Annotated in this window: 21 protein-coding genes; 11 read left to right on the top strand and 10 right to left on the bottom strand. The window is 67.8% G+C overall.

What is annotated here, in order from left to right; all coding sequences use genetic code 11:
* Positions 1 to 776: 776 nt before the first annotated feature.
* Both EV193_RS20840 and EV193_RS20845 read left to right on the top strand, forming a co-directional pair.
* Positions 777 to 6,527: an RHS repeat-associated core domain-containing protein gene (locus EV193_RS20840; RefSeq protein ID WP_130345884.1), complete on the top strand. Its 5,751-nt coding sequence runs from the start codon at positions 777 to 779 to the stop codon at positions 6,525 to 6,527.
* 891 nt (positions 6,528 to 7,418) lie between these two features.
* On the top strand, positions 7,419 to 7,835 hold the full coding sequence (locus EV193_RS20845; RefSeq protein WP_130345885.1) for a DUF4279 domain-containing protein: 417 nt from the start codon (positions 7,419 to 7,421) through the stop codon (positions 7,833 to 7,835).
* 222 nt (positions 7,836 to 8,057) lie between these two features.
* On the opposite strand, the gene EV193_RS20850 is transcribed toward EV193_RS20845, so the two are convergent.
* The gene (locus EV193_RS20850) at positions 8,058 to 8,975 is read right to left on the bottom strand and encodes an RNA polymerase sigma-70 factor (RefSeq protein ID WP_130345886.1); all 918 of its coding nucleotides are present in this window, start codon (positions 8,973 to 8,975) and stop codon (positions 8,058 to 8,060) included.
* Positions 8,972 to 9,886: an NAD-dependent epimerase/dehydratase family protein gene (locus EV193_RS20855; RefSeq protein WP_130346089.1), complete on the bottom strand. Its 915-nt coding sequence runs from the start codon at positions 9,884 to 9,886 to the stop codon at positions 8,972 to 8,974. Before EV193_RS20855 ends, EV193_RS20850 begins: the two co-directional genes overlap by 4 nt.
* Before the next feature lie 77 nt (positions 9,887 to 9,963).
* On the opposite strand from EV193_RS20855, the gene EV193_RS20860 reads away from it, so the two are divergent.
* Both EV193_RS20860 and EV193_RS20865 read left to right on the top strand, forming a co-directional pair.
* Positions 9,964 to 10,359 carry a VOC family protein gene (locus tag EV193_RS20860; RefSeq protein ID WP_165401438.1) on the top strand — a complete coding sequence of 132 codons (396 nt, stop codon included), beginning with the start codon at positions 9,964 to 9,966 and terminating at the stop codon, positions 10,357 to 10,359.
* A gap of 71 nt (positions 10,360 to 10,430) precedes the next feature.
* Entirely contained in the window at positions 10,431 to 11,672 is a 1,242-nt protein-coding gene (locus EV193_RS20865; RefSeq protein ID WP_130345887.1) for an MFS transporter, read from the top strand.
* Here EV193_RS20865 and EV193_RS20870 read toward each other — a convergent pair.
* Positions 11,661 to 12,584, bottom strand: a complete 924-nt coding sequence (locus tag EV193_RS20870) for a serine hydrolase (RefSeq protein ID WP_130345888.1) — start codon at positions 12,582 to 12,584, stop codon at positions 11,661 to 11,663. The two genes, EV193_RS20865 and EV193_RS20870, sit on opposite strands and share 12 nt — an antisense overlap.
* Positions 12,581 to 13,519, bottom strand: coding sequence for a LysR family transcriptional regulator (locus EV193_RS20875; protein ID WP_242613543.1), 939 nt, complete (start codon positions 13,517 to 13,519; stop codon positions 12,581 to 12,583). Before EV193_RS20875 ends, EV193_RS20870 begins: the two co-directional genes overlap by 4 nt.
* 101 nt (positions 13,520 to 13,620) lie before the next feature.
* On the opposite strand from EV193_RS20875, the gene bla reads away from it, so the two are divergent.
* The 5 genes from bla (at position 13,621) to EV193_RS20900 (ending at position 16,404) form a co-directional block, all read left to right on the top strand.
* Positions 13,621 to 14,523, top strand: coding sequence for a class A beta-lactamase (bla, locus tag EV193_RS20880; RefSeq protein ID WP_130345889.1), 903 nt, complete (start codon positions 13,621 to 13,623; stop codon positions 14,521 to 14,523).
* 8 nt (positions 14,524 to 14,531) lie between these two features.
* Positions 14,532 to 15,101, top strand: a complete 570-nt coding sequence (locus tag EV193_RS20885) for a D-alanyl-D-alanine carboxypeptidase family protein (protein ID WP_242613544.1) — start codon at positions 14,532 to 14,534, stop codon at positions 15,099 to 15,101.
* 35 nt (positions 15,102 to 15,136) lie between these two features.
* Positions 15,137 to 15,502 (top strand): hypothetical protein, encoded by a 366-nt coding sequence (locus EV193_RS20890; protein ID WP_130345891.1) that lies wholly within the window; start codon positions 15,137 to 15,139, stop codon positions 15,500 to 15,502.
* A gap of 349 nt (positions 15,503 to 15,851) precedes the next feature.
* Positions 15,852 to 16,067, top strand: coding sequence for a DsbA family protein (locus tag EV193_RS34185; RefSeq protein WP_242613545.1), 216 nt, complete (start codon positions 15,852 to 15,854; stop codon positions 16,065 to 16,067).
* A 13-nt stretch (positions 16,068 to 16,080) separates the two neighbouring features.
* Positions 16,081 to 16,404 (top strand): vitamin K epoxide reductase family protein, encoded by a 324-nt coding sequence (locus tag EV193_RS20900; RefSeq protein ID WP_130345892.1) that lies wholly within the window; start codon positions 16,081 to 16,083, stop codon positions 16,402 to 16,404.
* Here EV193_RS20900 and EV193_RS20905 read toward each other — a convergent pair.
* From EV193_RS20905 to EV193_RS20915, 3 genes are read right to left on the bottom strand one after another with little or no spacing between them, the layout of a single operon-like run.
* A complete protein-coding gene (locus EV193_RS20905) occupies positions 16,401 to 17,048 on the bottom strand; it encodes a response regulator (RefSeq protein ID WP_207222729.1) in 648 nt (215 codons plus the stop codon). The two genes, EV193_RS20900 and EV193_RS20905, sit on opposite strands and share 4 nt — an antisense overlap.
* Positions 17,033 to 18,145 carry a hypothetical protein gene (locus EV193_RS20910; protein WP_130345893.1) on the bottom strand — a complete coding sequence of 371 codons (1,113 nt, stop codon included), beginning with the start codon at positions 18,143 to 18,145 and terminating at the stop codon, positions 17,033 to 17,035. The genes EV193_RS20905 and EV193_RS20910 overlap by 16 nt, the downstream gene beginning before the upstream one ends.
* Entirely contained in the window at positions 18,138 to 19,247 is a 1,110-nt protein-coding gene (locus tag EV193_RS20915; RefSeq protein ID WP_130345894.1) for a sensor histidine kinase, read from the bottom strand. Before EV193_RS20915 ends, EV193_RS20910 begins: the two co-directional genes overlap by 8 nt.
* Before the next feature lie 99 nt (positions 19,248 to 19,346).
* Here EV193_RS20915 and EV193_RS20920 point away from each other — a divergent pair, with 99 nt between their 5' ends.
* Positions 19,347 to 20,579 (top strand): low temperature requirement protein A, encoded by a 1,233-nt coding sequence (locus EV193_RS20920; RefSeq protein ID WP_130345895.1) that lies wholly within the window; start codon positions 19,347 to 19,349, stop codon positions 20,577 to 20,579.
* Here EV193_RS20920 and EV193_RS20925 read toward each other — a convergent pair whose 3' ends face one another.
* Positions 20,580 to 20,876 carry a winged helix-turn-helix transcriptional regulator gene (locus tag EV193_RS20925; RefSeq protein ID WP_130346093.1) on the bottom strand — a complete coding sequence of 99 codons (297 nt, stop codon included), beginning with the start codon at positions 20,874 to 20,876 and terminating at the stop codon, positions 20,580 to 20,582. It abuts the gene before it with no gap.
* A gap of 138 nt (positions 20,877 to 21,014) precedes the next feature.
* On the opposite strand from EV193_RS20925, the gene EV193_RS20930 reads away from it, so the two are divergent.
* Positions 21,015 to 21,908 (top strand): NAD(P)-dependent oxidoreductase, encoded by an 894-nt coding sequence (locus EV193_RS20930; protein ID WP_130345896.1) that lies wholly within the window; start codon positions 21,015 to 21,017, stop codon positions 21,906 to 21,908.
* Here EV193_RS20930 and EV193_RS20935 read toward each other — a convergent pair.
* Together EV193_RS20935 and EV193_RS20940 are read right to left on the bottom strand one after the other, a co-directional pair.
* Entirely contained in the window at positions 21,883 to 22,701 is an 819-nt protein-coding gene (locus EV193_RS20935) for an SDR family NAD(P)-dependent oxidoreductase (RefSeq protein ID WP_207222750.1), read from the bottom strand. The two genes, EV193_RS20930 and EV193_RS20935, sit on opposite strands and share 26 nt — an antisense overlap.
* Positions 22,698 to 24,158, bottom strand: a complete 1,461-nt coding sequence (locus tag EV193_RS20940) for a flavin-containing monooxygenase (protein WP_130345898.1) — start codon at positions 24,156 to 24,158, stop codon at positions 22,698 to 22,700. Before EV193_RS20940 ends, EV193_RS20935 begins: the two co-directional genes overlap by 4 nt.
* Between the last annotated feature and the right edge of the window lie 25 nt (positions 24,159 to 24,183).

Consider the following 24,183-nt stretch of genomic DNA (forward strand, 5'->3'; position numbering starts at 1 on the left):
AGGCCATCGGGGTGAAGGCGGGTCCGTTGCCCGTCACGGTCGGCCGTGGTGGCACGCCAGTGAACCCACCGGCAGCGCGTGGTGAGGGTCGAGTGCGGGTGGAGGCGTTGGACCGGCGCGCCGCCGACCAGGTCGGTGTGCACGGCCAGTTGGTGCGACTGTCCGCTGTGGACGGTGACACCGACGGGCCGTTGCGGGTGGAGTTGGACTACTCCGGGTTCGCCAACGCGTTCGGCGCCGATTACGCGCACCGGCTGCGGTGGTACGTGCTGCCCGAGTGCGCCATCACGACTCCGCAGGTCGAGGCGTGCCGTGTCACGGCACCGGTGAACTCGACGAACATCAAGCGGAACAACAAGCTCAGCGCCGAGGTCGCGCTTCCGGCTACACGGTCCACTGTGGACAGTTCACGATCGATGTTGCTGGCGGCGGCCGCCGGGCCGGACAGTGCGGGCGGTGACTACAAGGCAAGCCCGCTGACCCAGTCGGGATCGTGGTCGGGCGGCGGCTCGAGCGGTGACTTCACCTACTCGTACCCCGTCGCGGTGCCGGCCGCACTCGGCGGCGAGCCGCCGTCGGTGGGGCTGAGCTATTCCAGCGGTGCGGTGGACGGCCGCACGTCGGCCACGAACAACCAGGCTTCGTGGGTCGGTGACGGGTGGGAACTCGGGAACGGGTTCATCGAACGCAAGCACAAGAACTGCGCCGAAGATCTCGGCGGGAACAACGGGCAGACCAAGACCGGCGATCAGTGCTGGGCCACCGACAACGCCACCATGGTGCTCGGCGGCAAGTCCACCGAGTTGGTGCCGATCAACGGTGACACCAGGGTGTGGCGACCGCGCAACGACGACGGCTCCCGCGTTGAGCACCGGTTCGACACGACTCTGGGCAACGGGGACGACAACGGCGAGCACTGGAAGATCACGACACCGGACGGCACCCAGTACTACCTCGGCCTGAACAAGATCCCCGGCAAGCCGGCGAGCCAGTCGGTGTGGACGGTCCCGGTTTACGGCAACCACGCGAACGAGCCGTGCAACAAGCCGACTTTCGATATCTCGTGGTGCTATCAGGCGTGGCGGTGGAATCTGGACTATGTCGTGGATCCGCACGGCAATGTCACCACGTATCACTACGAGCGCGAGACCAACCTCTACGGCCGCAACCTCAAGGCCGCCGACGCCACCGTGTACACCCGTGGCGGCTGGTTGGCCAGGATCGAGTACGGGCTCCGCACGGACAACCCGTCCGCCGAACCGGCGTCGCGAGTCGTGTTCGATGTGACCGAGCGATGCATTCCGAACGCGACCATGAACTGCGACCCGGCCAAGCTCAACGCCGGCACCGCCGCGTCGTGGCCGGACGTGCCGTTCGACCAGATCTGCGCCGCGGCACCCTGTGACAACCGGCTCGCGCCGACGTTCTTCTCCCGTAAACGCCTGACGAAGATCACTACCCAGATCTGGACCGGTACCGAGACCCGCACCGTGGACTCCTGGACGTTGAAGCAGAGCTTCCTGCCCAGCGGTGACGGCATGGCCCCGAGCCTGTGGCTGTCCTCGATCGTCCACACCGGACTGAACGGTGGCAGCCTCGCGTTGCCGGAGACCAAGTTCGACGGCACGTCGAAGGCCAACCGTGTCGACGTCAAGGACACGACGTACGAGGACAACATTCCTCCGCTCACCCGCTACCGACTGATCGCGGTCACCAGTGACACCGGAGGTTTGACATTCGTCCAGTACTCCGAAGAGGACTGCCGGCGTAAGGATCGGATGCCGGCGAATCCGGAGACCAACACGATGCGGTGTTTCCCGCAGTGGTGGACCAAACCCGGTGACCTGAAACCGATCTTCGACTGGTTCCACAAGTACGTGGTCACCGCCGTGGCCGAACACGACTACACCGGCAGCGCTCCGAACATGGGCACCGCCTACCAGTACCTCGACGGTGGCGCCTGGCACTTCGACGACAACGATCTCAGCCCGCCGGACCGCCGCACCTGGAGTCAGTGGCGCGGCTACGGCAAGGTCAAGACGATCAAGGGTGACGCGGGCAAACCGCAGACCGTCACCGAGACCCGATACCTGCGCGGCATGGACGGCGACAGGTTCCCCGGCGGGGTACGGGACGTCTGGGTGCCGGACAGCGAGAACAACACCGTCGAAGACCACGATCTGCTGCGCGGGTTCGTTCGAGAATCCTTGTCCTACAACGGATCCACACTCACTACGGCGACCGCGAATGACCCGTGGATCTCCGGGGCCACCGCGGTCACCGGTGACAAGCGCGCTCACCTGACCGGTACCGCTGCCGTCCGGGGCCGTGCTCTGGGTGACGGTGGGGCATGGAAACGCAGCCGTACCAACACCAGTTTCGGGGACCAGGGAATTCCCACGCAGTCCGAAGATCTCGGTGACACCACGATCACGGGCGATGAGAAGTGCACCCGCACCGCTTACGCACGCAACGAGAACGCGTGGATCTTGACCGCGCCGAAGAGCGTGCAGACCGTCGCCGGCACCTGTGCCACAGCCGCGACGGCTGCGACGATCCTGACCGAGCAGCGCAGTTCCTACGACGGCAAGGCCTGGGGCGCCGCCCCGGATCAGGGCAACATCACCCGCGCCGAGGTTCTCGACCGCTGGGACGGCAGTACTCCGGTGTTCGTCACCACCGCCCGTGGCACTTTCGACGCCTACGGCCGGGCGCGGGAGGCGTTCGACGCGCACGACAACAAGACGACCACCAGTTACACCCCGGCCACCGGTGGGCAGGTCGCGCAGGTCGTGACCACGAACCCGTTGGGGCACACGAAGACCGTGACCCTCGACCCGTCCCGCGGCGCCCCACAGTCCACAGTGGACGCCAGTGGTGCGCGGGCGGACCTCGAGTACGACGCACTCGGTCGGCTGACCAAGGTGTGGAAACCGGGCCACTCCAAGGCAAACAAGGCCGATCCGGACATGATCTTCGAGTACCAGCAGCGGACGAACGCGCCCAGTGTGGTCACGACTCACACCAAGCGTGACGGCAACGGCTACAGCACCGCGTACGCGTTGTTCGACGGTTTCGCCCGGCCCCGGCAGACCCAGGCACCGTCAACGGCGGTGGCCGGTGGCCGGGTCATCACCGACACGCTGCACGACAGCCGAGGGCTGGTCTACAAGACCAGCGGACCGTTCTGGAACAACGAAGCGCCCAACACCACCCTGTTCGGCGTCGCGGACGCCAACGTGCCCAGGCAGACCGTCACCGAGTTCGACGGCCTCGAACGCCCGACCGTGGAGCGCTTCCTGTCCGAGGACGTGGAGAAGTGGCGCTCCACCACCATCCACACCGCCGACAAGGTCTCGGTCACCCCACCACCGGGTGGCACCCCGACGACGGTGATCAGCAACGCTCAAGGTCAGGTCATCGAGCGGCGCCAGCACCACGGCCCGGGCCCGTCCGCCGGGTTCGACGCGGTCCGCTACACCTACACGCGTGCCGGGCAACTCGAGACCTTGGCCGACGCCGCCGGCAACACCTGGCGCTACGGCTACGACCTCCGCGGCCGTAAGACCGTGACCGAGGATCCCGACCGCGGCCGCACCACCCACAACTACGACAACCTCGACCAACTGCTGTCCACCACCGACGCACGCGGCAAGACCATCGCCCACGGGTACGACACGCTCGGCCGCAAGACCGGAACCTTCGAAAACAGTGTCGCCGGTCCCAAGCTCGCCGAGTGGACCTTCGACTCGCTGAAGAAGGGCTTGCCCACCGCCAGCACCCGCTACGTCGGCACCGATGCGTACACGAGCACGGTCACCGGCTACGACGACGCCAACCGGCCCACCGGGATCACCATCAGCATCCCAGCCGCCGAGCAGCAACTCGCCGGCAGCCACACCTTCATGACCGATTACACCTACACCGGCAAGGTCACGACGGTGCGCTCGCCGGCCATGGGCGGCCTGCCGGCCGAGAGTGTGCACACGTTCTACGACGCCAATGGCATGCCGTACAGCACCCACGGCAGCCAGGGCACCGGCAGCTACAGCTGGTACGCGTCCAAGACCGAGTACACGCCCTATGGCGAGCTCAACATGCGGCTGCACGGCGCTGTCGACGGCGATCCGCGGAACATGCACTACACCCAGTGGTACGACGTGGGCAGCCGACGCCTTTCCCAGGTTCGAGCACATCGCGAGAACACCAACGGCGACTACACCTCAGTCGCCGCACGTGTCTACGCCCAGGACCCGGCCGGCAACGTCACCAAGATCGGTGACACCCCTCAGGACGGACCGGCCGACACCCAGTGCTTCGGCCACGACTACCTGCGCCGGCTCACCCAAGCCTGGACCCCAGGATCCGGGGACTGCACACCCGCACCCACTGTCGCCGGCCTCGGCGGCGCCGCTCCGTACTGGAACTCCTACACCCACGACGCGATCGGCAACCGGCGCACCGACACTCAACACACCCCGGCCGGGGACACGACTCGCACCTACACCTACCCGCTCGCTGGTCAGCCCCGCCCGCACGCCGTCAGTTCAGTCGCCACCACTGGCGGGAGTGGAAATCGCACCGACCAGTTCGACTACGACGCCACCGGCAATACCCACCACCGCAACCTCGCCGGTCAGACTCAAACGCTGGATTACGACGTCGAGAATCGCCTGGACAAGATCACCGAGCATGACGGTCGCACGTCGCGGTATCTCTACGACGCCGGCGGTGCCCGACTGATCAAACGTGAGCCTGGCGCGGTCACGCTCACGTTGCCTGGTACGGAGCTTCGGCTGGATACGACGACGAAGGCTGTCACCGGTACCCGCTTCTACTCCCATGCCGGCGCCGTGGTCGCGACTCGTCAGGGTGGTCAGCCGCATGTGTGGAAGATCGCTGATCACCAGGGGACGCCGACTCTTGCCCTGAATTCGACCAATCTCGAGATCAGCCGGCGCCACCATGACCCTTATGGTCAGCCTCGTGGCGCCCGGGCTCTTGGCTGGCCTGATGACAAGGGCTTCCTCGGCGGCACCCAGGACACCACCGGCCTGACCCACCTTGGTGCACGCGAATACGACCCCACCACCGGCCGGTTCCTCACCGTCGACCCACTCCTGGACCCGTCGAGTCCGCAACAGTGGAACGCCTACAGCTACGCCAACAACACCCCCATCACCCAAAGCGACCCCACCGGCCTCGCCCCAGAAGGTTGCTTCCGCGACGTCCCCTGCTACGGCTACAGCATCAAACACGGATGTCCAGGAGGCTGCGGCACACCCGAAAACCACGACTGGGGAATCGGCGCCGGCCTCGGCAGGCCCAACTACTGGCACCGCCACGGCGGCCGAGTCGCAAACCCGAGAGCCCACCCCAGCGCCTACCGGTCTGCCGCCAACGTGCGGCCAAAGAAATCATATCCGGCGGCGGTCAGTCGAGAGGCGCTGAGTGAGCGCAACCAAGCCGTCCGACGAAACTTCCTCGCACAACAGTTGATGCTCCTGGCCAACCGGCGCGATACGGACCCCGACTATTATCAGGAGTACAAAGCCGCCTTCTGCGGCGACTATCCGAGCGACGTCATCTGCGGCGGCAAGCCGCAAGGACCCGGGTTACACGGTCTGCTCGACGTACTGGGCGCAATCCCAGGCATTGGCGAACTCGTTGACATCGTTCACGCTGGGATCTACCTCGCCGAAGGTGACACGGTCAACGCAGGAATCACAGCCCTCGCGGCGGCAGGCGGAGATGCCCTCAAACTTGCGCGCCCGGTCAAAGCTACCTGCAGCTTCAGCGAAGACACCCATGTCCTCATGGCCGACGGCACCACCAAACCCATCAAAGACATCAAGCCCGGTGACCAAGTTCTCGCAGCCGACCCCGAAACCGGCGAACAAGGTCCTCGGACAGTCACCCACACCTGGATGCACGACGACACGTTGTACATGCTGGACACCAGTGTGGGCATCGTTGTGTCTACCGAGGACCATCCCTACTGGAACGCCACCGACCGCCGGTGGCAGCGCGCCGACCAATTGACTCCGGGAGATGCCCTTCGCGCTCCTGACGGTAAACCGGTCCGCGTTAAGGGAGTTCGAGCTGGAACGACGCGACTAGGTACGGCATACAATCTCACAGTTGATGAACTTCGCACCTATCACGTGCTTGTAGGCGATATTCCAATTCTGGTTCACAACACGTGTCCAAGGAATGCGCAATGGGGAGTGAGTGATTACCGACATGGTGGTCAGATGTCGACAATTGAACACATCAATTATCGGCACGCTCACAACTCGGGGTTCTCGAATGTTAGTCGTTTTGCCGAAGGGACGTCAGTTCGGGATATTAAGGGCTATGTCGATGACGCACTGGCTCGAGGTACGGTCAGCGCGGATGGCGGGACGATTGAGTACAATATCGGGCGTGTTATCGGAACGGATCAAGGTGGTGCGCCTGTGACTGGTATCAGGGTGTACGTTGGCGACGGCATTATTAAGACTGCCTTCCCGGTTGGGGTAAGATGATGTCCAACGATCTAGTACGGCGGTTCTTTGACGAAGAGTGCGAGCCTCACGTAGTTCGTGTGTTGCTCTCTGAGATGAACGCGCGCTCGCTCGGACTCACCTCCTTCACCTTCAATGTCTTTAATGTAACCCTTGACTTTGACAATTCTCGAGTTGTAATTGAGGACGACCTGAACCCTGAGGGCGACGCAGAGGTTTCGTTGTCGGAATTCCGGAGTGAACTTGAGCAGTTGTAGCATCGGTTATCGCCGCGATGTCCGTGTCGAAGAAGCTGTCGTGAAATGAGCCGGATCTCGGTGATCAGGCGCGCTCACTTCATGGCGGCGACCTTACCATCCGAGGTGCTATGTCTTCAGCAACATCATGGGCATCATCGAGACGACGGGGCCAAACAGACGATGACACAAGCGCGACGCATAGCGTCAATTGTTGTCGTGAGCAAAGAGTTCACGCCCGCTGACATTTCAAAGGCCATGGGGATGCAGCCCGACACGGAGCTGCGACAGGGGGAGAAGGCGTCTAAAGCTAAGTGGGCGCGACCTGAACCGGATAATATCTGGGAACTCGTCGAGAGTGGGGACGGAGAGTGCTGACGTCAGCGCGGTTGTCGCTAGACGGTTTGAGGTCTGGACGGCTCGGAGATCGTCGAGAGCTGCGGACGGTATGGCGGCAGCATGGTTGCGACGGTAGAAGTCCCGGGCGGGTTGAGCCAGGTCTCCGGTCCGCTGCCGCGTCACGGGTCACGGGTTGCCGGTTGCCGGTTGCCGGGGAGGCAGTATGCTCCAATTTGTCCCAGCCTTCGAGAGATGCCGCCGTCGATATGGGGCGCCAGATGGCCGACGTCGAATACTCAAGCTCTGAGTCGGCTGCCACGATGATCAAGAAGGTGCGATGACGCAGGATCGACGCATTGCTTCGTTTGTTGTTGTAAGCAAAGACTTGACTCCAGCGGATATCTCCAGAGCCACAGGGTTGCAGCCTGACGAGGAGATATGGCTGGGAGAGAAGGCGTCTCGCTCTTCATGGGCTCGACCCGAAGCAGATCACGTGTGGGAACTCGTGGAAAGCGGGGCAGAGAATGTCGATGTCTCGGAACTAATTGTGCGTTTGTATGAACGCATCTCTCCGGCAATTGCAGTCTTGCGGTCACTGAAAGAAGTGGTCGATCTAGGGGTTCTGCTTCGTGTGGTCATTTACGCCTCGAGCGAAGATCCAATAGGTCCAGGGTTCGCTGTGGACGCAACAGTCTTACAGTCTTTGGTCAGTGTTGGCGCTAGGCTGGATATCGACCTCTACGCAACGGACTGATAGACACTTCGTTTGGAACATCATTCGGCCGCCGCTGGCGACGTGATCACCTCGCCAGAATAGTTCGGCGAAGGTTGGAAGGCGTTTCGGGCAGGTTCTTGTTCATCGCGAGCTGGTGGAACTGATCTCCCAAGCCAGTCCACGTGACCTGAAGATCAACGACGTCGGTTAGTTAGGTCGTCATGGCGGTGCAAGCCGGGGAGCACGGATGAGTGCGCGCGATCAGGTGCGGCGGGCTTGGTTGAGTTCTCGTTGGAGGGCCCAGGCGTCGGCGACGGGGCCGAGGTGGGCGAGTTTGTCGGGGCTGCTGATCGCGCGGATGGTTTGGATTCGGCCGCCGAGCATTTCGAGGGTGAGCGTGCTGGCGACCTTGCCGTCTCGGTCGCGGAGGATCGCTCCTGGTTGGCCGTTGACCTCGTGCGGCTCCAGGATCGCGTCGATTTTGGTGAGCACGGGGAAGATCGTCGCCAGGACGCGGGCCACGTTGGCGGCGCCGGTGACGCCCTTGGCCAGCGCTGGCGCCTTGCCTCCGCCGTCGCCGACCATCTGGACGTCGGCGGCCAGCAACTCGCGCACGCCGTCCACATCACCGTCGCGGACGGCGTTGAAGAAGCGGGCAGCCAGTTGTTCGCGCTCGTGGCGGTCCGCTTCGAAGCGGGGGCGGCCTTCGTCCATGTGGCGGCGCGCTCGGACGGCGAGTTGGCGGCAGGCCGCCTCTGACCGCCCGACGGCTGACGCGGTCTCGGCGAAGTTGAAGCCGAATACGTCCCGCAGCACGAATACCGCGCGTTCGAGGGGGCTGAGACGTTCGAGCAACAACAGCGCCGCCATGGACAGGGAATCGGCGAGTTCGGCGGAGCGCGCCGGATCCGAGTAGGGATCGGTGAGCAGGGGTTCGGGGAACCACGGTCCGACGTAGGTTTCCCGTCGCACGCGCGCGGATCGGAGCACGTCGATCGAGATTCGGGTGACTACGGCGGAGAGGAAGGCTTTGGTAGACGTCGGCTGGGTCGGGGTGGATTCGTAGCGGAGCCAGGTTTCCTGGACGGCGTCTTCCGCTTCGGCCACGCTGCCGAGGAGTCGGTAGGCGATCGAGAACAGCAGCGGGCGCAGGTTCTCGAATTCCTCGGCGCGGGTCATGCGAGTTCCTTTGCGAAGCCTGTTCGCCATGAGGGGTAGGTGGGCGTCCAGCCGAGATCGCGCTTGGCTTTGGCGTTGGAGAAGCCGCGTCCTTTGGTCATCATGCCGACGGCCATCTCGCCGGCGAGGAGGTGGACAAGCCACGCGGGCACTCGTCGCGGCGGTTTGGCGCCGGCGCACTTCGCGAGATGGGGGAGCCATTCGCTGCCCGGTGCCGGCTCGTCGTCGACGATGTTGAACACGCCGGTCGCTTTCTGTTCCACCGCAAGAACGGTAGCGCCGGCCGCGTCGTCGAGGTGGACCCACGACACATAACCGGTGCCACCTCCGACGAGTGGGAGCATTCGCTTGCGCACGAGTTGGATTTGCTCGTCCCAGGCACCCGGTCCGTAGAACCCGCCGTAGCGCAGGACCGCGCCGCCGGCCTTGACCACCACGTCCTCGAGGTGACGGATCGCCTTCGTCCCCTCGATCACCTCCAGCGGGTCCTCCTCGGTCTTGACCCAGCCGCCCGTGCGGGCCCCGTTCATGCTGGCGTGGCTCTGCGCGACGAAATGGGAGACACCGGTCGCCTCGGCGGCGGCCAGCAGATGGTCGTTGCCCTCGCCGCGGAGCCGGTTCGTGGTGGCGAAGAAGCGATCCGCCTTCCTCAGGTTGGGCTTGCCGGCGTGCGCGACGGACAGGCCCGTCATCTGGTTGACGATCGTGTCCGGCCGGGCCGCGGCCACCGCCTCGCCGACCGCCGCCGCGTCCAGCCCGTCCATCACGATTCCCTTGGCGCCCAACCGTTCCAGCAGTTCCACCTTGCCCGCGCTGGTCGTCGTGGCGGTCACCTCGTGCCCGCGGGCGACCAGTTGCGGCACCAGACGCTGCCCGAGAACCCCGCTTCCGCCTGCCACGAATACTCGCATCACGTCACGCTCCTCATCCGATCCTTGCTGTCGGCACCGAGACGAGACAGCGACGCGGCCCGTGACATGCTGCCCGCGTGCCTCGTGAATTCCAGGTGGTCGTGGATTGCGCGGACCCCGATCGGATGGCCACCTTCTGGGCGGCGGCGCTCGACTACACCGTGGACGGCCCGCCCGGCGAGCACGACGACTGGATGGAATTCCAGGTGGCGCAAGGGTTTCCGGCTGACGAGCGGGTGGACTTCGCGGCGGTGACCGATCCGGCCGGCGGCGGGCGAATCTGCTTCATCGCCGTTCCTGAGCCGAAGCAGGGCAAGAACAGGCTGCACCTGGACATCCGGGCCGAACAGGTCGACGCGCTGGTAGCGCGGCTGCGGGACCTCGGCGCGACGATCCTGCGCACCGGCCGCGAGCGCGGTCAGTACTTCGTCACCATGGCCGACATCGAAGGAAACGAGTTCTGCGTTCACTAACCGAGGCCCTGGATCCGACGGAGCCGGCGGATCGTGCCGTTCGACGGGCGAGCCGGCGGCTGCTGCCGTTCATGATCCTGCTGTTCTTCGTCAACTACCTGGACCGGGTCAACGTCGGTGTGGCCGCCTTGCGGATGAACGCCGACCTCGGGTTCAGCACCACGGTGTTCGGCCTCGGCGCGGGCCTGCTGTTCGTCGGCTACATCGTGTTCGAGCTGCCGAGCAACCTGGTGCTGCGCAAGGTCGGCGCACGCCGGTGGATCGCGGTGATCACCGCGAGCTGGGGAGTCTGCGCGGCGGCGACCGCGTTCGTCTCCGATGAAACCACCTTCTACGTGCTGCGATTCCTGCTCGGCGCGTGTGAGGCCGGGTTCCTGCCGGGCATGGTCTTCTACCTGACCGAATGGTTCCCCCGGCAGCGGCGAGGCCGGTCCACGGCGCTGTTCATGCTAGCCGTGCCGCTCACGGTCGCACTCGGCACACCGTTGTCCACGCTGCTCATGTCCGTCGAGTCGGCGGACTTCGAGGGCTGGCGGTTCATGTTCTTCGCCGAGGGCGCGCCGGCCGTGCTGCTCAGCGTGCTGGTTCTCCGGCTGCTGCCCGACCGGCCCGAGGACGCGCGATGGTTGGCCGAACACGAGAAGGTCGCGCTGCGCGCGGTGTTGACAGCCGAGCGGGACAGTGTCGCGAAAGTGGGCAGCGCGTCGCTGCGGGCGGCGCTGCGCGACGTCCGTGTGTACGCCATCGGCATGATCGGCTTCGGGATCAGCGGCGGGCTGTACGCGCTGACCTTCTTCCTGCCGCAGATCGTCGCCGGCTTCCGGAACAGCTACGGCGTGACGCTCTCCACCTACGAGATCGGCCTGGTCACGGCGTTCCCGTCGGCGTTGGCGGCGGTGTCGATGTGGTGGTACGCCCGCCGGTCGGACCGGGTGGGCGAACGTATTCGGCACATCGCACTGCCGCTGTTCCCGGCTGCGATCGCGTTGGGCGTCGCGCTGTACCTGCGCTCGCCGGTGCTGGTCATGCTCGCGATCACGGTCACCACGGTGGGGGCGTTCATCGTGCTGCCGGTGTGGTGGCAGCTGCCCGGCATGTTCCTCACCGGGCCCGCCGCGGCCGGCGGCATCGGCGTGATCGCCGCGCTGGGCAACTCGTCCGGCTTCGTGGCGCCGTACCTCACCGGCTGGATGCGGGACCTGACCGGCGACTACCGGACGGGCATGCTCGTGATCGCCGGATTCATGATCGCCGCGGCGCTCGGCACACTCGCGCTGGCCCGTGACTCGACGTTCGGCAACTCATTCTCGTAGCGCCTCGAACGCGGCACGGGCGGCGGCGCCGATCGCGAGGTCGATGTCGTGCGCGATGGCGGCACGGCGGTGAGATCGGGTGAGCGCGGCGATCGCGACCCGGTCGCCGGAGTCCGCCGACACGACGCCGATCTCGTGTCGCAGGTGCAGGAACGTGCCGGTCTTTCCGCTGACCCGCACGGTGTCGGTGCGCAGATCGCTGGCGAAGCGGTGGGTGAACACCTGCAGCGCCATCAGGCGTCGCAGCTCGGCGGTCGCCGAGGGCCGGGAGATCTCGTCGAGCCAGATCCGCCGCAGGAGTTCGACGAGCGCCGTCGCGGTGCCCACGTTGCCATGCGCGGAGTCGAGTGTCTCGATCGAGTGCTGGCCCGCCGCGTCGTCGCGCAGCGCCAGCTCCAGTGCGAGGTCGGAGTCCATGCCGGCGACACCGGCGACGGAGTCGTACATTCGCTGGACACGGTGCCGGACTCGGATCCCGGGACAGCCCCAGTCGCGCAGCCGCTCGTCCACCTCGCTCACACCCAGCAGGTCGAACAACGCGTCCGCGCTGGCGTTGTCGCTGACGGTGACCGCTTGGTGAATCAGATCGCCGACGGCCAGGGTCACGGGATGGCGAAACGCGCCAACTCCGGTCGGGCCGATGCTCTTCGTCGCGGGATCGACGGTCACCGGCATGGCGCCGTCGAGCATGCCGGCCGCGATCCGGTCCAGGACGACCAGTGCCAGCGGGACCTTGACCACGGACGCCAGCGGCACCGGCACGTCGACGTCGAACCCGAGTTCCGCGCCGGTGTCGATGTTGCGGGCGAGCAGGTGACCGGTGGCGCCGACGCGCTGCCAGTCCTCGGCGATCGACTCGGCGAGGGACAGCAGCGCGGCCGTACTCGCCGTGCAGGTCGGGCGTCGCGTCATCCGCGGGCCACCAGCAGGGCGTGCGGGTCCGACGCGTTCCCGGCGGGGGAGTGCTCGGAGGTCCGGCCGACCGCGCCGACCGCGGCGGCGAGCAACGGCTCCAGCCAGTCGAGCGCCCGCCCGGACGCGGTCGCGAACTCGTATCCCCGGTGCAGCGCCGCGTCCGCCAGCGGTGACCAGCTCAGGCCGTGGTGCCGCGCGAACCGCTCCGGGCAGAGCAACAGGGCGTGTCCGGCGAGCGTCTCGGCGACCGCGGTCGACGTGGAGGTGGCGTCGCGGATCCGCTCGTCGGCCAGACCGGCGCGGGCGGCAGCCTTGGCGAACCGCTCGGCCGCGAACCCGATCGTGTCCTCCGCGGTGATCAGGATCGGTGGCGCCGGTTCGCGGGAACCCCGGGGTGGACGCAGGTTCTCCAGGTGGATCGCCTGTCGTTCGGCCTGGTTTCCCGCCAGGCCAAGGGGAACGGCGTGCGCCGCCACCTCGGGCGGTACCCGCAGCAGTGTCACGGTCAGCGATCCGTCGGCCAGACCGACAGCGCGCTCTGCCGTGTCCATCTCGCGTACAGCGATGGTCACGCCGCGCTCCGTCCCGGCGCGGATCAGGCGGGCGAGGGACGCGGGTTCACAGTCCGGCGGCACGCCCAGCACGCACTCGGCGTCGGCGCGCGCCGAGCGAGCGACCTGACGCAGGTGATCCACCCGGCCGAGCACGTCCTTGGCGTAGGGGCGCAACAGGTTCCCGAGTTCCGTGGTCGTGATCTGACGCCGGGACCGGTCGAACAGCGCGCCGCCGAAGTGCCGTTCCAACGTCTTGATCCGCCGGCTCAGCACCGGCTGCGCGATGTGCAGTGTGTCCGCCGCCGCCGAGAAGCTGCCCTCCTCCACGACGGCGACGTACGCCTCCAGGTGCGCCAGCAGGTCCACACCTGCATGCATAGCAAAATGCTATGTGATCTTCAAATATGTCTCTTGGACATACAACCGGTGCGCTGGTTGTCTCGATGGCGACGTCCCGATCTTCCAAAGGGGGAGTCCACATGGCGTCCGTGTCTCGCCGCGCGTTCCTGCGCACCAGCCTGGCGGCCGGCGTGGCCGGTCCGGCCCTGCTCGGCGGCTGCACGGCGGAGGCCGCGCAGCCGCCGGCCGATCTGGGTCAGCGGTTCGCCGCGTTGGAGCAGCAGTACGGCGCGCGGCTCGGCGTGTACGCGATCAACACCCGGACCGGCGTGACCGTGACCCACCGCGCCGACGAGCGGTTCCCGATGTGCTCGACATTCAAGACGCTGGCCGCCGCGGCGATCCTGCGTGATCGTGATCAGCACGGCGAGTTCCTCGCCAAGGTGATCCCGTACGCCAGGGCGGACCTGGTCGCGAACTCCCCGGTGACCGAGAAGCACGTCGGCGCCGGAATGCGGGTCGACCAGCTCTGCGCCGCCGCGATCCAGTACAGCGACAACACCGCGGCCAACCTGATGCTGCGCGAGATCGGTGGTCCGGCGGGCGTCACGGCGTTCTGCCGCTCGATCGGCGACCCCGCGACACGGCTGGACCGGTGGGAGACCGCGCTCAACTCCGCGCTGCCCGGCGACCCGCGCGACACCACCACGCCCGCCGCGATCGGCCGCGACTACGACCAGTTGGTCCTCGGTCGGGCCCTCAGTCGCGAGGACGCCGCCCTGCTGACCGGGTGGCTGTGCGGCAACACCACCAGCTCGAAGCGATTCCGCGCCGGCCTGCCCGTCGGCTGGCGCCTCGGCGACAAGACCGGCGGCGGCGACTACGGCACCAACAACGACGTCGGCGTCACGTGGACCACCCGAGGCACCCCACTCGTGCTGGTCGCCCTGTCGACCAGGCACACTCAGGACGCCGCGCCGCAGGACGCCCTGCTCGCCGACACCGCCCGGCTTCTCGCCGGCACACTCGCACCTGGGGAATGAGCAGAACCATGACGCGTCTCGTTGTCTCTGTGATGGTGGCGCTGGTCCTCGCGCTGGCCGTGGTGACGACCCTGGGCGCGACCAGTCGCCTGAGCCTCGCCCACGAGAAGGTCGCGGGACAGGCGGAGGCGGTGCTGGTGGAGGTTCCGGGACCGGAGACCGGATCGCCCTGTCCACTGGACGCCCGGTATGTCGACGAGCAGCCCAACGGTCTGCGCGCCGATGTGCTGGACGCCTGGCACCGGTTGCGGGAGGCGGCGCGCAACCGCCAGGTCCCGCTGTGCCTCAACGACGGCAAGCGGAGCATCGGCCAGCAGCAGCGGGAATTCGACGACGCCGTGCGGCGGTTCGGGGCTCGGGAACTGGCGGCGAAATACGTCCTGCCGCCGGAGAAGTCCATGCACGTCAAGGGAATCGCGGTGGACGTGCAGCCCTACGCCGCCGCCGACTGGGTCGAGCGGAACGGGCGCGCGCTGGGCTGGTGTCGCCGGTACCAGAACGAGAAGTGGCACTTCGAGTACGACCCCGGCTACGTGACGGCCGGCTGCCCGCCGCTGCTGCCGAGCGCGACCGGATAACGCGGACGGGACATCCGCGCATTTACGCTGGCCGCGTGAATGAACGGTCGCCGGCCACACGAGCGGGTCTCGTGCGCCTGGTGGCGATCTTCGCCGTCCTGTTCGGCGTGGCGTTCCTGCACGGCGCGATCTGCGCCGACGGGGCGGCGGACCGTGGTGCCGTGTCCATCGAGCAGGTCGACGTCGCGGCCGCGCCGTCCCCGCTGGACGTGCCGGACGAACCGGTGGGCGCCGCCGGGCTGTGCATGACCCTGCTCGCTGTGCTGTCGCTGCTGGTCTGGACCCAGCGGCGTGACGGCGTTGCCGTGTCCGTGCCGCGAGTCGCGGCGCGACGGTGGTTCGCGCCGCCGATTCGAGCGGCCGGACCACGGCTCGAACCACTCTGTCTGTTCCGGATCTGATCCACCTTTTTCGATTCTCGCAAGCCCTTTCGCCGGCGATTCGCCGGTGATTCGCCGATCGAAAAAGGTGTGTCATGACTCGGAATACCAAGGTTTCGTTGACGGTGGTCGCCGTCGTGGTTGTCGTCGTCGGAGCATTGCTCCTGATCATCCGGCCGGGCGGTGGTCCCGAAGTGCGGGGCGCACAAGATGGTGCGCCCCGATCCGCTCCGCCCTCGGCATTGGTGCGCCCGGACAGCCACCGCCTTTCCGGTGCGGTCAACGGCAAGGTCACCGTTGTCGAATTCCTGGACATGGAATGTGAGGCCTGGAATGGGGCGACCAGGATGTCTCGCACCGGCCGACGTTCGTGAACTTCGCCCGTGAGATCGGCCTGGACCTGGCCCGGTTCGAAGCCGACCTCGATGATCAGGCCACCGCCGCGCGCGTGCTCAAGGACCAGAACGACGGTATCGAGCTGGGCGTACAGGGCACGCCGACCTTCTTCGTCAACGGCGCGAAGTTCTCCGGCCAACCGTCCTACAAGGCACTGAAGAACGCCGTGGCCGAGGAACTGGCGAAATGACCGCACGGGCGCGCTGCTCGGCGGATCTCGGCTCCCGCGCTGGTTTTGGCTCGCCTTGAATTTCGGCGCGCTGGCCGGCGTGCTGTTCGTGCACTGGCTGATCTATCAGAGCCTCTATGTGATCGGCGCGCTGTGCCCGTATTGCATGATCGTGTGGGTCGTGACCATTCCGGTGTTCTGGTACACGACGTTGCACACCATGCGTCAGGGAATGGTGCCCGAGCGGCTGCGCCGAATCCTGACCGATTACCACGGTGTGGTTCTCACCCTGTGGTACGTGATCCTCGGCGTGGCCGTGCTGCGGGCGTTCTGGTCCTACTGGCTGACCGTGATCTAAAGGTCGTCGACGTCGACAAGGCCGTCCTGGATCGCGCGGGCGAGCAGCGCCGCCTTCGTCGGTGCGGGACGGCCGACGTTGGCGTACTTGATCCGCACCCGGTCCAGGTAGGTGCCGACCGTGCGCGGCGTGATGCACATCCGGTCGGCCACCAGCTGCTTCGACTCGCACTGGAACCAGAGGGTGAGCACTTCCTGCTCGCGGTCGGACAGGCGCGGGCGGTTCGCCTGCTGGTTCGCCACGATCGCCCCGGCCAGCGCCGGCGCCAGGTACGGCCGGTTCTGCGCCACGGACACGGTGGCCGCCACCAGGTGAGCGTCGCCCTCCGCCTTGGTGAGGAACGCGCACACCCCGAGGTCCAGGCAGGACAGCGCGACGTCCTGGCTCTCCTGCATCGTGTAGACGATGACCTTGCGCCCCACGTCCACCAGGCGCCGCACGGTCGACCGGTAGGACGCGGCCTCGCGTTCCACGTTCAGGTCGAGCACCACGACGTCCGCGTCGCCGCCGGGGGAGGTCCACGCCACGTCGACGCCGGCGCCCTCGGCGATCACGTCGATCTGCTGTTCGGCGTCGGCGTACCAAGCGCGCACACCGGTTCGGATGGCGGGGTGATCGTCCACGACCGTCACGGTGATCGCCATGAGACCTCCAACCAGAGCTGTCCCTCGATCACCGATTGGACGCACTCGATGTCGGAGCGTTCCGGTTCGGTCGCACCTATTTCCGGCGCGGCGCACCGAACGCTCAGCCGCACCCGGTCCGGCGCGTGCAGCACCGTCACCCGCGCGTCGGACCGGGTGGTGACCAGGACGTCGGAGATCGGTGCCAGCAGCTCGCGGCGCACGTCCCTCGGCACCTCGACCGGCTCGCCGCGCACCGAGAGGGTGACCGTGGTGTCGTGCCGCTCCGCGATGTCGATGACCGCGGCCAGCTCGTGCACCAGCCGGTCGTCGGCGGTGTCGCTCTCGCTGAACAGCCGGCGCATCCTGGCCGCCTCGATCGCGCAGCGGCGGCGGACAACGGGATCGCGAGGGTCCAGCGACTCCTCGGCCAGACCGGCGAGCAGCGGCAGTGCGGTCTCACGCAGGTCGGCGTACCGCCTGGCGCGATCGCGGGCCACGACGGCGGCCACCTCCTCGCTGACCCGCAGCCGTTCCTCGGCGCGCGAGGTGCGGGCGGCCGCCGCCGCGATCGCGCGGACCAGGCGAGCACTCAGCGCGACGCCGACCTGGAACCCGATCACCGCGACCATCACGATTCCCATGGCGGCCAGGTCTTCCAGGGACGCGCCGGCGATCAGCATCGGCCAGGTCAACACCAGCGCGTGCACGCCGAGGAACCCCACCGCCCAGCGCAGCGGCGTGCCGAACAGCACGGCCAGCCCGTACCAGCCGATGACGCTGAGCGACCACTGCTCGGCGCGGTCGACCGCGTCCAGCGGCAGGATCGCCGACATCACCACCGAGCACGCCAGCAGGACCGCGACGCACACCGCGCGCACGGCAACCGGTGTCCTCGGGCGGAACAGCAGCACGGCGCCGTAGCCCAGGCCGGTCACGGCGAGCGCGACGTACACGGCGATCTCGGCGCCGGGCTCGGCCGGCCCGGACAGGAACCGGTAGCCGTGGACCGCGAACTGGATCGTCATGGCGACCGCGAGCAGCACGATCCGCACGGTGACCATGAGCCGCCGTTCGACGAAGTTCGCCCTGCCCCTGGCGGTGTCGCTGTCAGCCACGGGTCCACGTCCAGTGCACGGTCGTGCCCTCACCGGCGGCCGAGGTGACCTCCACCTGGCCGCCCGCCTCGGTCATCCTGGCGCGGATCGAGTCGGACAGGCCTCTGCGGTGCGGCGGCACGTGATCGGGATCGAACCCGCGGCCGCGATCGCGCACCAGCACCTCGACCTGGCCGTCCTGGTGCGCGCTCACGGTCGGCCGAAGGTCACCGGAGTGCTTGCGGACGTTGCTCAGCGCCTCCCGAACCCCGTGGTAGATCGCGAAAGCCGCCTCGGCGGGCAGCACGATCGGCCCGCGCACGTCCAGCCGGACGTCCAGGTCCATGTGGCCGTCGAACGACTCGAGCAGCTCGGCGAGATCGGTCTCGCGCTCCCGCACGGACTGGGTGGTCAGCACCTCCAGGTCCCGGCGTGCCTGGCCGGGCAGCCAACCGAAGTCGTCGGCCGCGGCGGTGGACACCATGAGGAACGTGGTGCTGGCCGTGTCGTGCAGCAGCGCCAGGTACGCGCTGTCGGCCGCACGCTGTGCCCTGGCCGCCTCGGCGGTGCTCCGTCTGCGGGCGGCGCGCCGGCTCAGCCGGTCGCAGAATCGGGCCGACCGCAGGATCAGCCGCAGCCCGAGCCAGGCGAGCAGCGCCTGCAGCACCATGCGCACCGAGGGCACGACCGGAAAACCGCCGCCGGCGAGCACGCAACCGGCCGTGTAGCCGGCGACCGTCGCGGCCGCGACGGCGTGTGCCGCGAGCTGGCGGTGCGGCCATTCGAAGTAGCAGGTCACCGACATGATCGACGCGGTGGCGAGTATCCAGCCGGTGTAGGGCTGCGCGCCGAGCACGAGCTGACTCAGGCCCAGTGTCACCGCGAGCACGATGCCGGCCGCCGCGAACGGTACCGGCGCCACGGCGTACCAGAGCCCCTGCGCGCAGGACAGCAGCGTGATCGCGCCGGCGAGCACGGCGACGATCAGCGTGTCGGCGCCGTGGTAGCCGGCCAGCCCGAACACGCCGCACAGCCCGGCCATCGCCGCGCGCAGCCAGGGTGCGCCTCGGGCCGTGACCCGCACGAGATGGCGTTCGCACGGACCGATCTCCGCAGGACGCACACGCGGAACGTAACAAGAGTCTGGACGCGGTGTTCGGTGACTACCAGGAGCTCGTGCGTGGCGTGCGCCCCGCCGGCTCCACCGTGTCACGATGACCGCATGAGTGAGCGTGCCCAGTCTCGGCTGCACATGGAGGCGATGCGGGAAGACGCGCCGGTCAGCCCGCTGGAACTGTTCTTCGACCTGGTGTTCGTGTTCGCGCTGACCCAGGTGACGGCGTTCATGGCGGACAGTCCGTCGGCGCACGGTGTGCTGCGCGGTGTGCTGATCATCGGCCTGCTGTGGTGGAGCTGGGTGGGTTACGCCTGGCTGTGCAACGTGGTGCGGGCCGATGCCGGTGGTATCCGCGCGGTGCTGGTGATCGCGATGGCGGCGATGTTCGTGCTCGCGTTGTCGATCCCCGAGGCATTCGAGGATCTTCCTGGCGGCTTGTCCGGTCCGGTGGTCATCGCGTTGTGCTACTTCGCCTTCCGGCTGATGCACCTGGTGATGTTCTGGATCATCTCGCGCGACGATCCCGGGTTGCGACGCCAGCTGATCAAGTTCACGCCGTCGGTGATCGGCGGCACCGTGCTGCTGCTGATCGCGTCGCAGTTCACCGGGGAGACGCAGACCGCGTTGTGGGCGCTGGCCCTGCTCGCGGACTACGGCGGCACGTTCATCGGCGGCGCGCGGGGCTGGCGGCTGCGGTCGGCGAGCCACTTCGCGGAGCGGCACGGTCTGATCCTGATCGTGGCGCTCGGCGAGTCGATCGTGGCGATCGGCGTCGGGGTCGCCGGGCAGCCGATCTCGCTGCCGATCATCGGCGCGTCGGTCCTCGGACTGGTGCTCGCGGCCACGATGTGGTGGGCCTACTTCGACACCAGCTCGCTGGTCGGCGAGCACGCGCTGGCCGACGAGCCGGAGGCGACCCGGGCGGGCCTGGCTCGCGACGCGTACAGCTTCCTGCACCTGCCGCTGTTGGTCGGCGTCGTGCTGTGCGCGCTCGGGCTGAAGAAGGTGCTCGAGTACGTCGGCGACGCCTCGCACCACCACATCAGCGATCCGCTCAAAGGCGTTGGCCTGTACGCGCTCTACCTCGGGATAGTGGTCTACCTGGTGGGCCACGTGGCGTTCAAGTGGCGAGTGGCCGGCAAGATCAACGTGGACCGGCTGATCGCCGCGGCCGTGGTGGCCGCGCTGATCCCGGTCGCGGCGCGGGTGCCGGCCCTGGTCGCGCTGCTGATCGCCACGCTGGTCGTGGTCGCGGTGATGGCCGTCGAGGCGGTCCGGCACGCCGACCACCGGCGGTCGATCCACCAGGAGCACGGCCGGCGGCACGGGCACGGCTGATCAGCGGAGCTGGTCCCAGGCGATCGACTCGATGCGGTCGAGGTGCTGCTCGCCCCATTCGCCGAGCGGCGCCATGACCGTGTTCAGCGACTGGCCGAAGTCGGTGAGCGAGTACTCCACCTTCGGCGGGACCTGGTGGTAGACCTCGCGGTGCAACAGGCCGGTGGTCTCCATTTCGCGGAGTTGCAGGATCAGCACCCGCTCACTGATCCCGGCCAGCTCGCGGCGCAACTGCCCGAACCGCAGGGGGCCGTCCCGCAGCGTGAACAGGATCAGCCCCTTCCACTTGCCGCCCATGACGGCGATGGCGGCGTCGAGCCCGCAGGTGAACGTGCGTTTCTTCGTTTCCACTGATGGCTCCACTTACATTCTTGTCAGTACCTGGCAGAATTGTAGGTACTTGTGCATCCGCATGTGAAGCCGCAATCTGTGCGCATGCCTGAGAACAACAACCGCACACCGGTCACCGTCATCGGATTGGGTTCCATGGGCGCGGCACTGGCCGACGCCTTCCTCGCGGCCGGACACCCGACCACCGTATGGAATCGCACCGCCGCCAAGGCGGCACCACTCGTCTCGCGGGGAGCCGAGCACCCGCCGGCCGTCGAGGCCGCGGTGGCCGCGAGCCCGCTGGTGATCACCTGCCTGACCACGTACGACGACACGATCCATGCCCTGGAGCCGGCCACGGGCGCACTCCGCGAACGGGCGCTGATCACGTTGAACAGCGGCGCACCGGCCGGGGCGCGCGCGATGGCCGCGTGGGCGACGGGGCACGGCGCCCGGTTCCTCGACGGGGCGATCAAGAACGTGCCGTCGGCCGTCGGCGCGCCGGACACGCTGCTGTACTACGGCGGCGACAAGGCGGTCTTCGACGAGTTCGAGGCGACGCTGCGGGTGCTCGGCGGCGACACCGTGCACCTCGGGGACGAGCCGGACCTCGCCGCGCTGTACGAGATGGCGGTGGGCGGCACGCTGCTGCCCGCGCTCGTCGGGTTCTTCCAGGGCGCGGCCGCCGTCCAGGCTCGCGGGCTCGAGGTGAGCACGATGGTGCCGTACACGGTGAAGTGGCTGGAGATGATCAACTCCGTGCTGCCGATCTTCGCGCGGGAGATCGACAGCGGCGATTACACCGTGCCGGCGTCCACCGTCGGTGTCTTCCTCGCGGGAGCGGAGCACGACGACGAGTTCGGCCGAGAGGCGAACATCGACGTGACCTGGCGCGCGCCGATGACGGATCTGCTGCGGCGGGCGGTCGCGGCCGGGCACGGCGAGCACAGCATCGCGGCCCTTGTCGAGCTGCTCAGGACCGACGGCGTCGCGGTCTGAGGCTCGGCCGGGGCAGGTAGCCGAATCGGTGCACCAGGCGGCGCATGGTGTTCGGGACGGCCAGGTCGGCCAGCTCGAACACCGCGCCGCCGGTGGCGTTCACGATCTCGTTCCGCGAGCGCGCCGCTCGCAGGACCAGTCGCGCGGCCTGCTCGGCGCTCAGCGAGGGCATGCCGCGGTACACCTCCTCGGTCGGCGCGATCATCGGCGTGCGCACCAGCGGCATCCGCACCGAGCTGAACGTGACGTTGTCCGACGCCAGCTCGCGGCCGGCCGTGCGGCCGAACTCCTCGAGTGCCGCCTTGGACGCGAGATAGGCGGTGAACCGAGGCGTGTGCACCTGGATGCCCTGGGTCGTCACGTTCACCACGTGCCCGAAGCGCTGCTCGCGCATCGCGGTCAGCAGGCCCAGGGTGAGCTGTACCGGAGCCAGATAGTTCAGCCGCATGGTGCGCTCGTAGTCGTGCAGCCGGTCCACCGAGTGCCGCACCGAGCGTCTGATCGAGTGGCCGGCATTGTTGACAAGCACGTCCACGCCGCCGTGCTCGCGCAGCACAAGGTCCACCAGCGAGTCGACGCCGGCGGTGTCGTACAGGTCGCACGGGTAGACGTGCGCCTCGCCGGCTCCGTCGACATCGTTGATCTCCCGCCACAGCCGCTTCAGCTCGGCCTCCCGCCGCGCCACCAGCAGCACCTCGGCGCCGTCGGCCGCGGCGGCCAGCGCGGTCGCCCGCCCGATGCCCGACGACGCGCCGGTGACCAGGATTCGCTTGCCTGCCAACGAAATACTCACGCCTTCACCCCCTCGAACTCCGAGTCGAACTCGCCGGTGTGCCGGTCCCGCAGCATCTTGGCGTGCCGGTGCGGGGAGAACGGCCACACCTCGGGCAGCCCGTCCTTGCCGAGGTACCAGCTCTGACAGCCGGACGCCCACACCGTGTCCGGCATCGCGGCGCGCAGCTCGGCGTTGTAGCGCTCGGTCGCCTCCCGGCTCGGCGCCGCCGCCGTGTACTCGCCGCGCCGCCACGCCTCGATCCAGGTCAGCGCGTAGTCGGCCTGCACCTCGGCGATCGGCACCAGCGAGAAGTTGCCGACCGGACTGTGCGGGCCCATCAGCAGGAAGAAGTTGGGGAATTCGGGCAGCGCCACGGTCCGGTACGCCTTCGGCCCGTCGGCCCACGCCTCGGCGAGGGTGCGGCCGGTCGGTCCGACCATCTCGATCGGCCGCAGGTAGGCGTGCGAGTCGAATCCGGTGGCCAGCGCCAGCACGTCGACCTCGTGCAGCGTGCCGTCGGCGGTGACCACACCGCGCGGCTCGACGTGGTCGATCGCGTCGGTCACCAGCCGCACACCCGGCCGCCGCACCGCACGGTAGAAGTTGGGCGACATCACCAGCCGCTTGCACATCGCCTGGTAGTCCGGCGTGAGTGCTTCGCGCAGCCGCTTGTCCCGGACGGTGCGCAGGTTCAGCTCGCACAGCCGGCTCAGCAATTTGCGCTGCCAGCCGTCGCGCACCATGCCGGCCACCAGCACGGAGAAGATCTGCTCGATCGCGCGGTACTCGAGCCGGGTGAGCGCGGGGAAGCGGCGGCGCAGCGCGCGGGTCAGCGGATCGTTGCGCCAGTTCGGCACCGGCAGCACCCACTGCGGGGTGCGCTGGAACAGCACCAGCTCCGGCACCTCGCCGGCCAGCGCGGTCACGATCTGCACGCCGGTCGAGCCGGTGCCGATCACCGCGACCCGCTTGCCGGCCAGCGACGCGGAGTGGTCCCAGCGCGCGGTGTGGAAGGTGGTGCCCTCGAACGTGTCCAGCCCGGGGATGTCCGGGACGACCGGGTGGTGCAGCACGCCGGTCGCTCCGACGAGGAAGTCGGCCTGCCTGGTCCTGCCGTCGCCGGTCCGCACGTGCCAGCGGCCGTCGGTGAACCGCGCGTCGGTGACCTCGGTATTCAGCTCGATGTGGTCGCGGATGCCGAACCGGTCCGCCGTGCGCCGGAAGTACTCGTGGATCTCCGCGCCGTCGGAGAAGAAGTGCGACCAGTTCGGATTCCGGTCGAAGGTGTACTGGTAGAACGCGGACGGCACGTCGCAGCGCAGGCCGGGGTAGGTGTTGTCGCGCCAGGTCCCGCCGACGTCACCGCCCTTCTCCAGCACGGTGAAGTCGGTGATGCCGGCCTGTTTCAGCTTGACGGCCATGCAGATTCCGGACATTCCCGCACCGATCACGATGACGGACGGCTCGCGCGTCATGGGCACCTCCTTTGGACTACCTGCG

The sequence above is a fragment of the Herbihabitans rhizosphaerae genome (genome assembly GCF_004216555.1).
In the GTDB taxonomy this organism is placed as follows: Bacteria; Actinomycetota; Actinomycetes; order Mycobacteriales; family Pseudonocardiaceae; genus Herbihabitans; species Herbihabitans rhizosphaerae.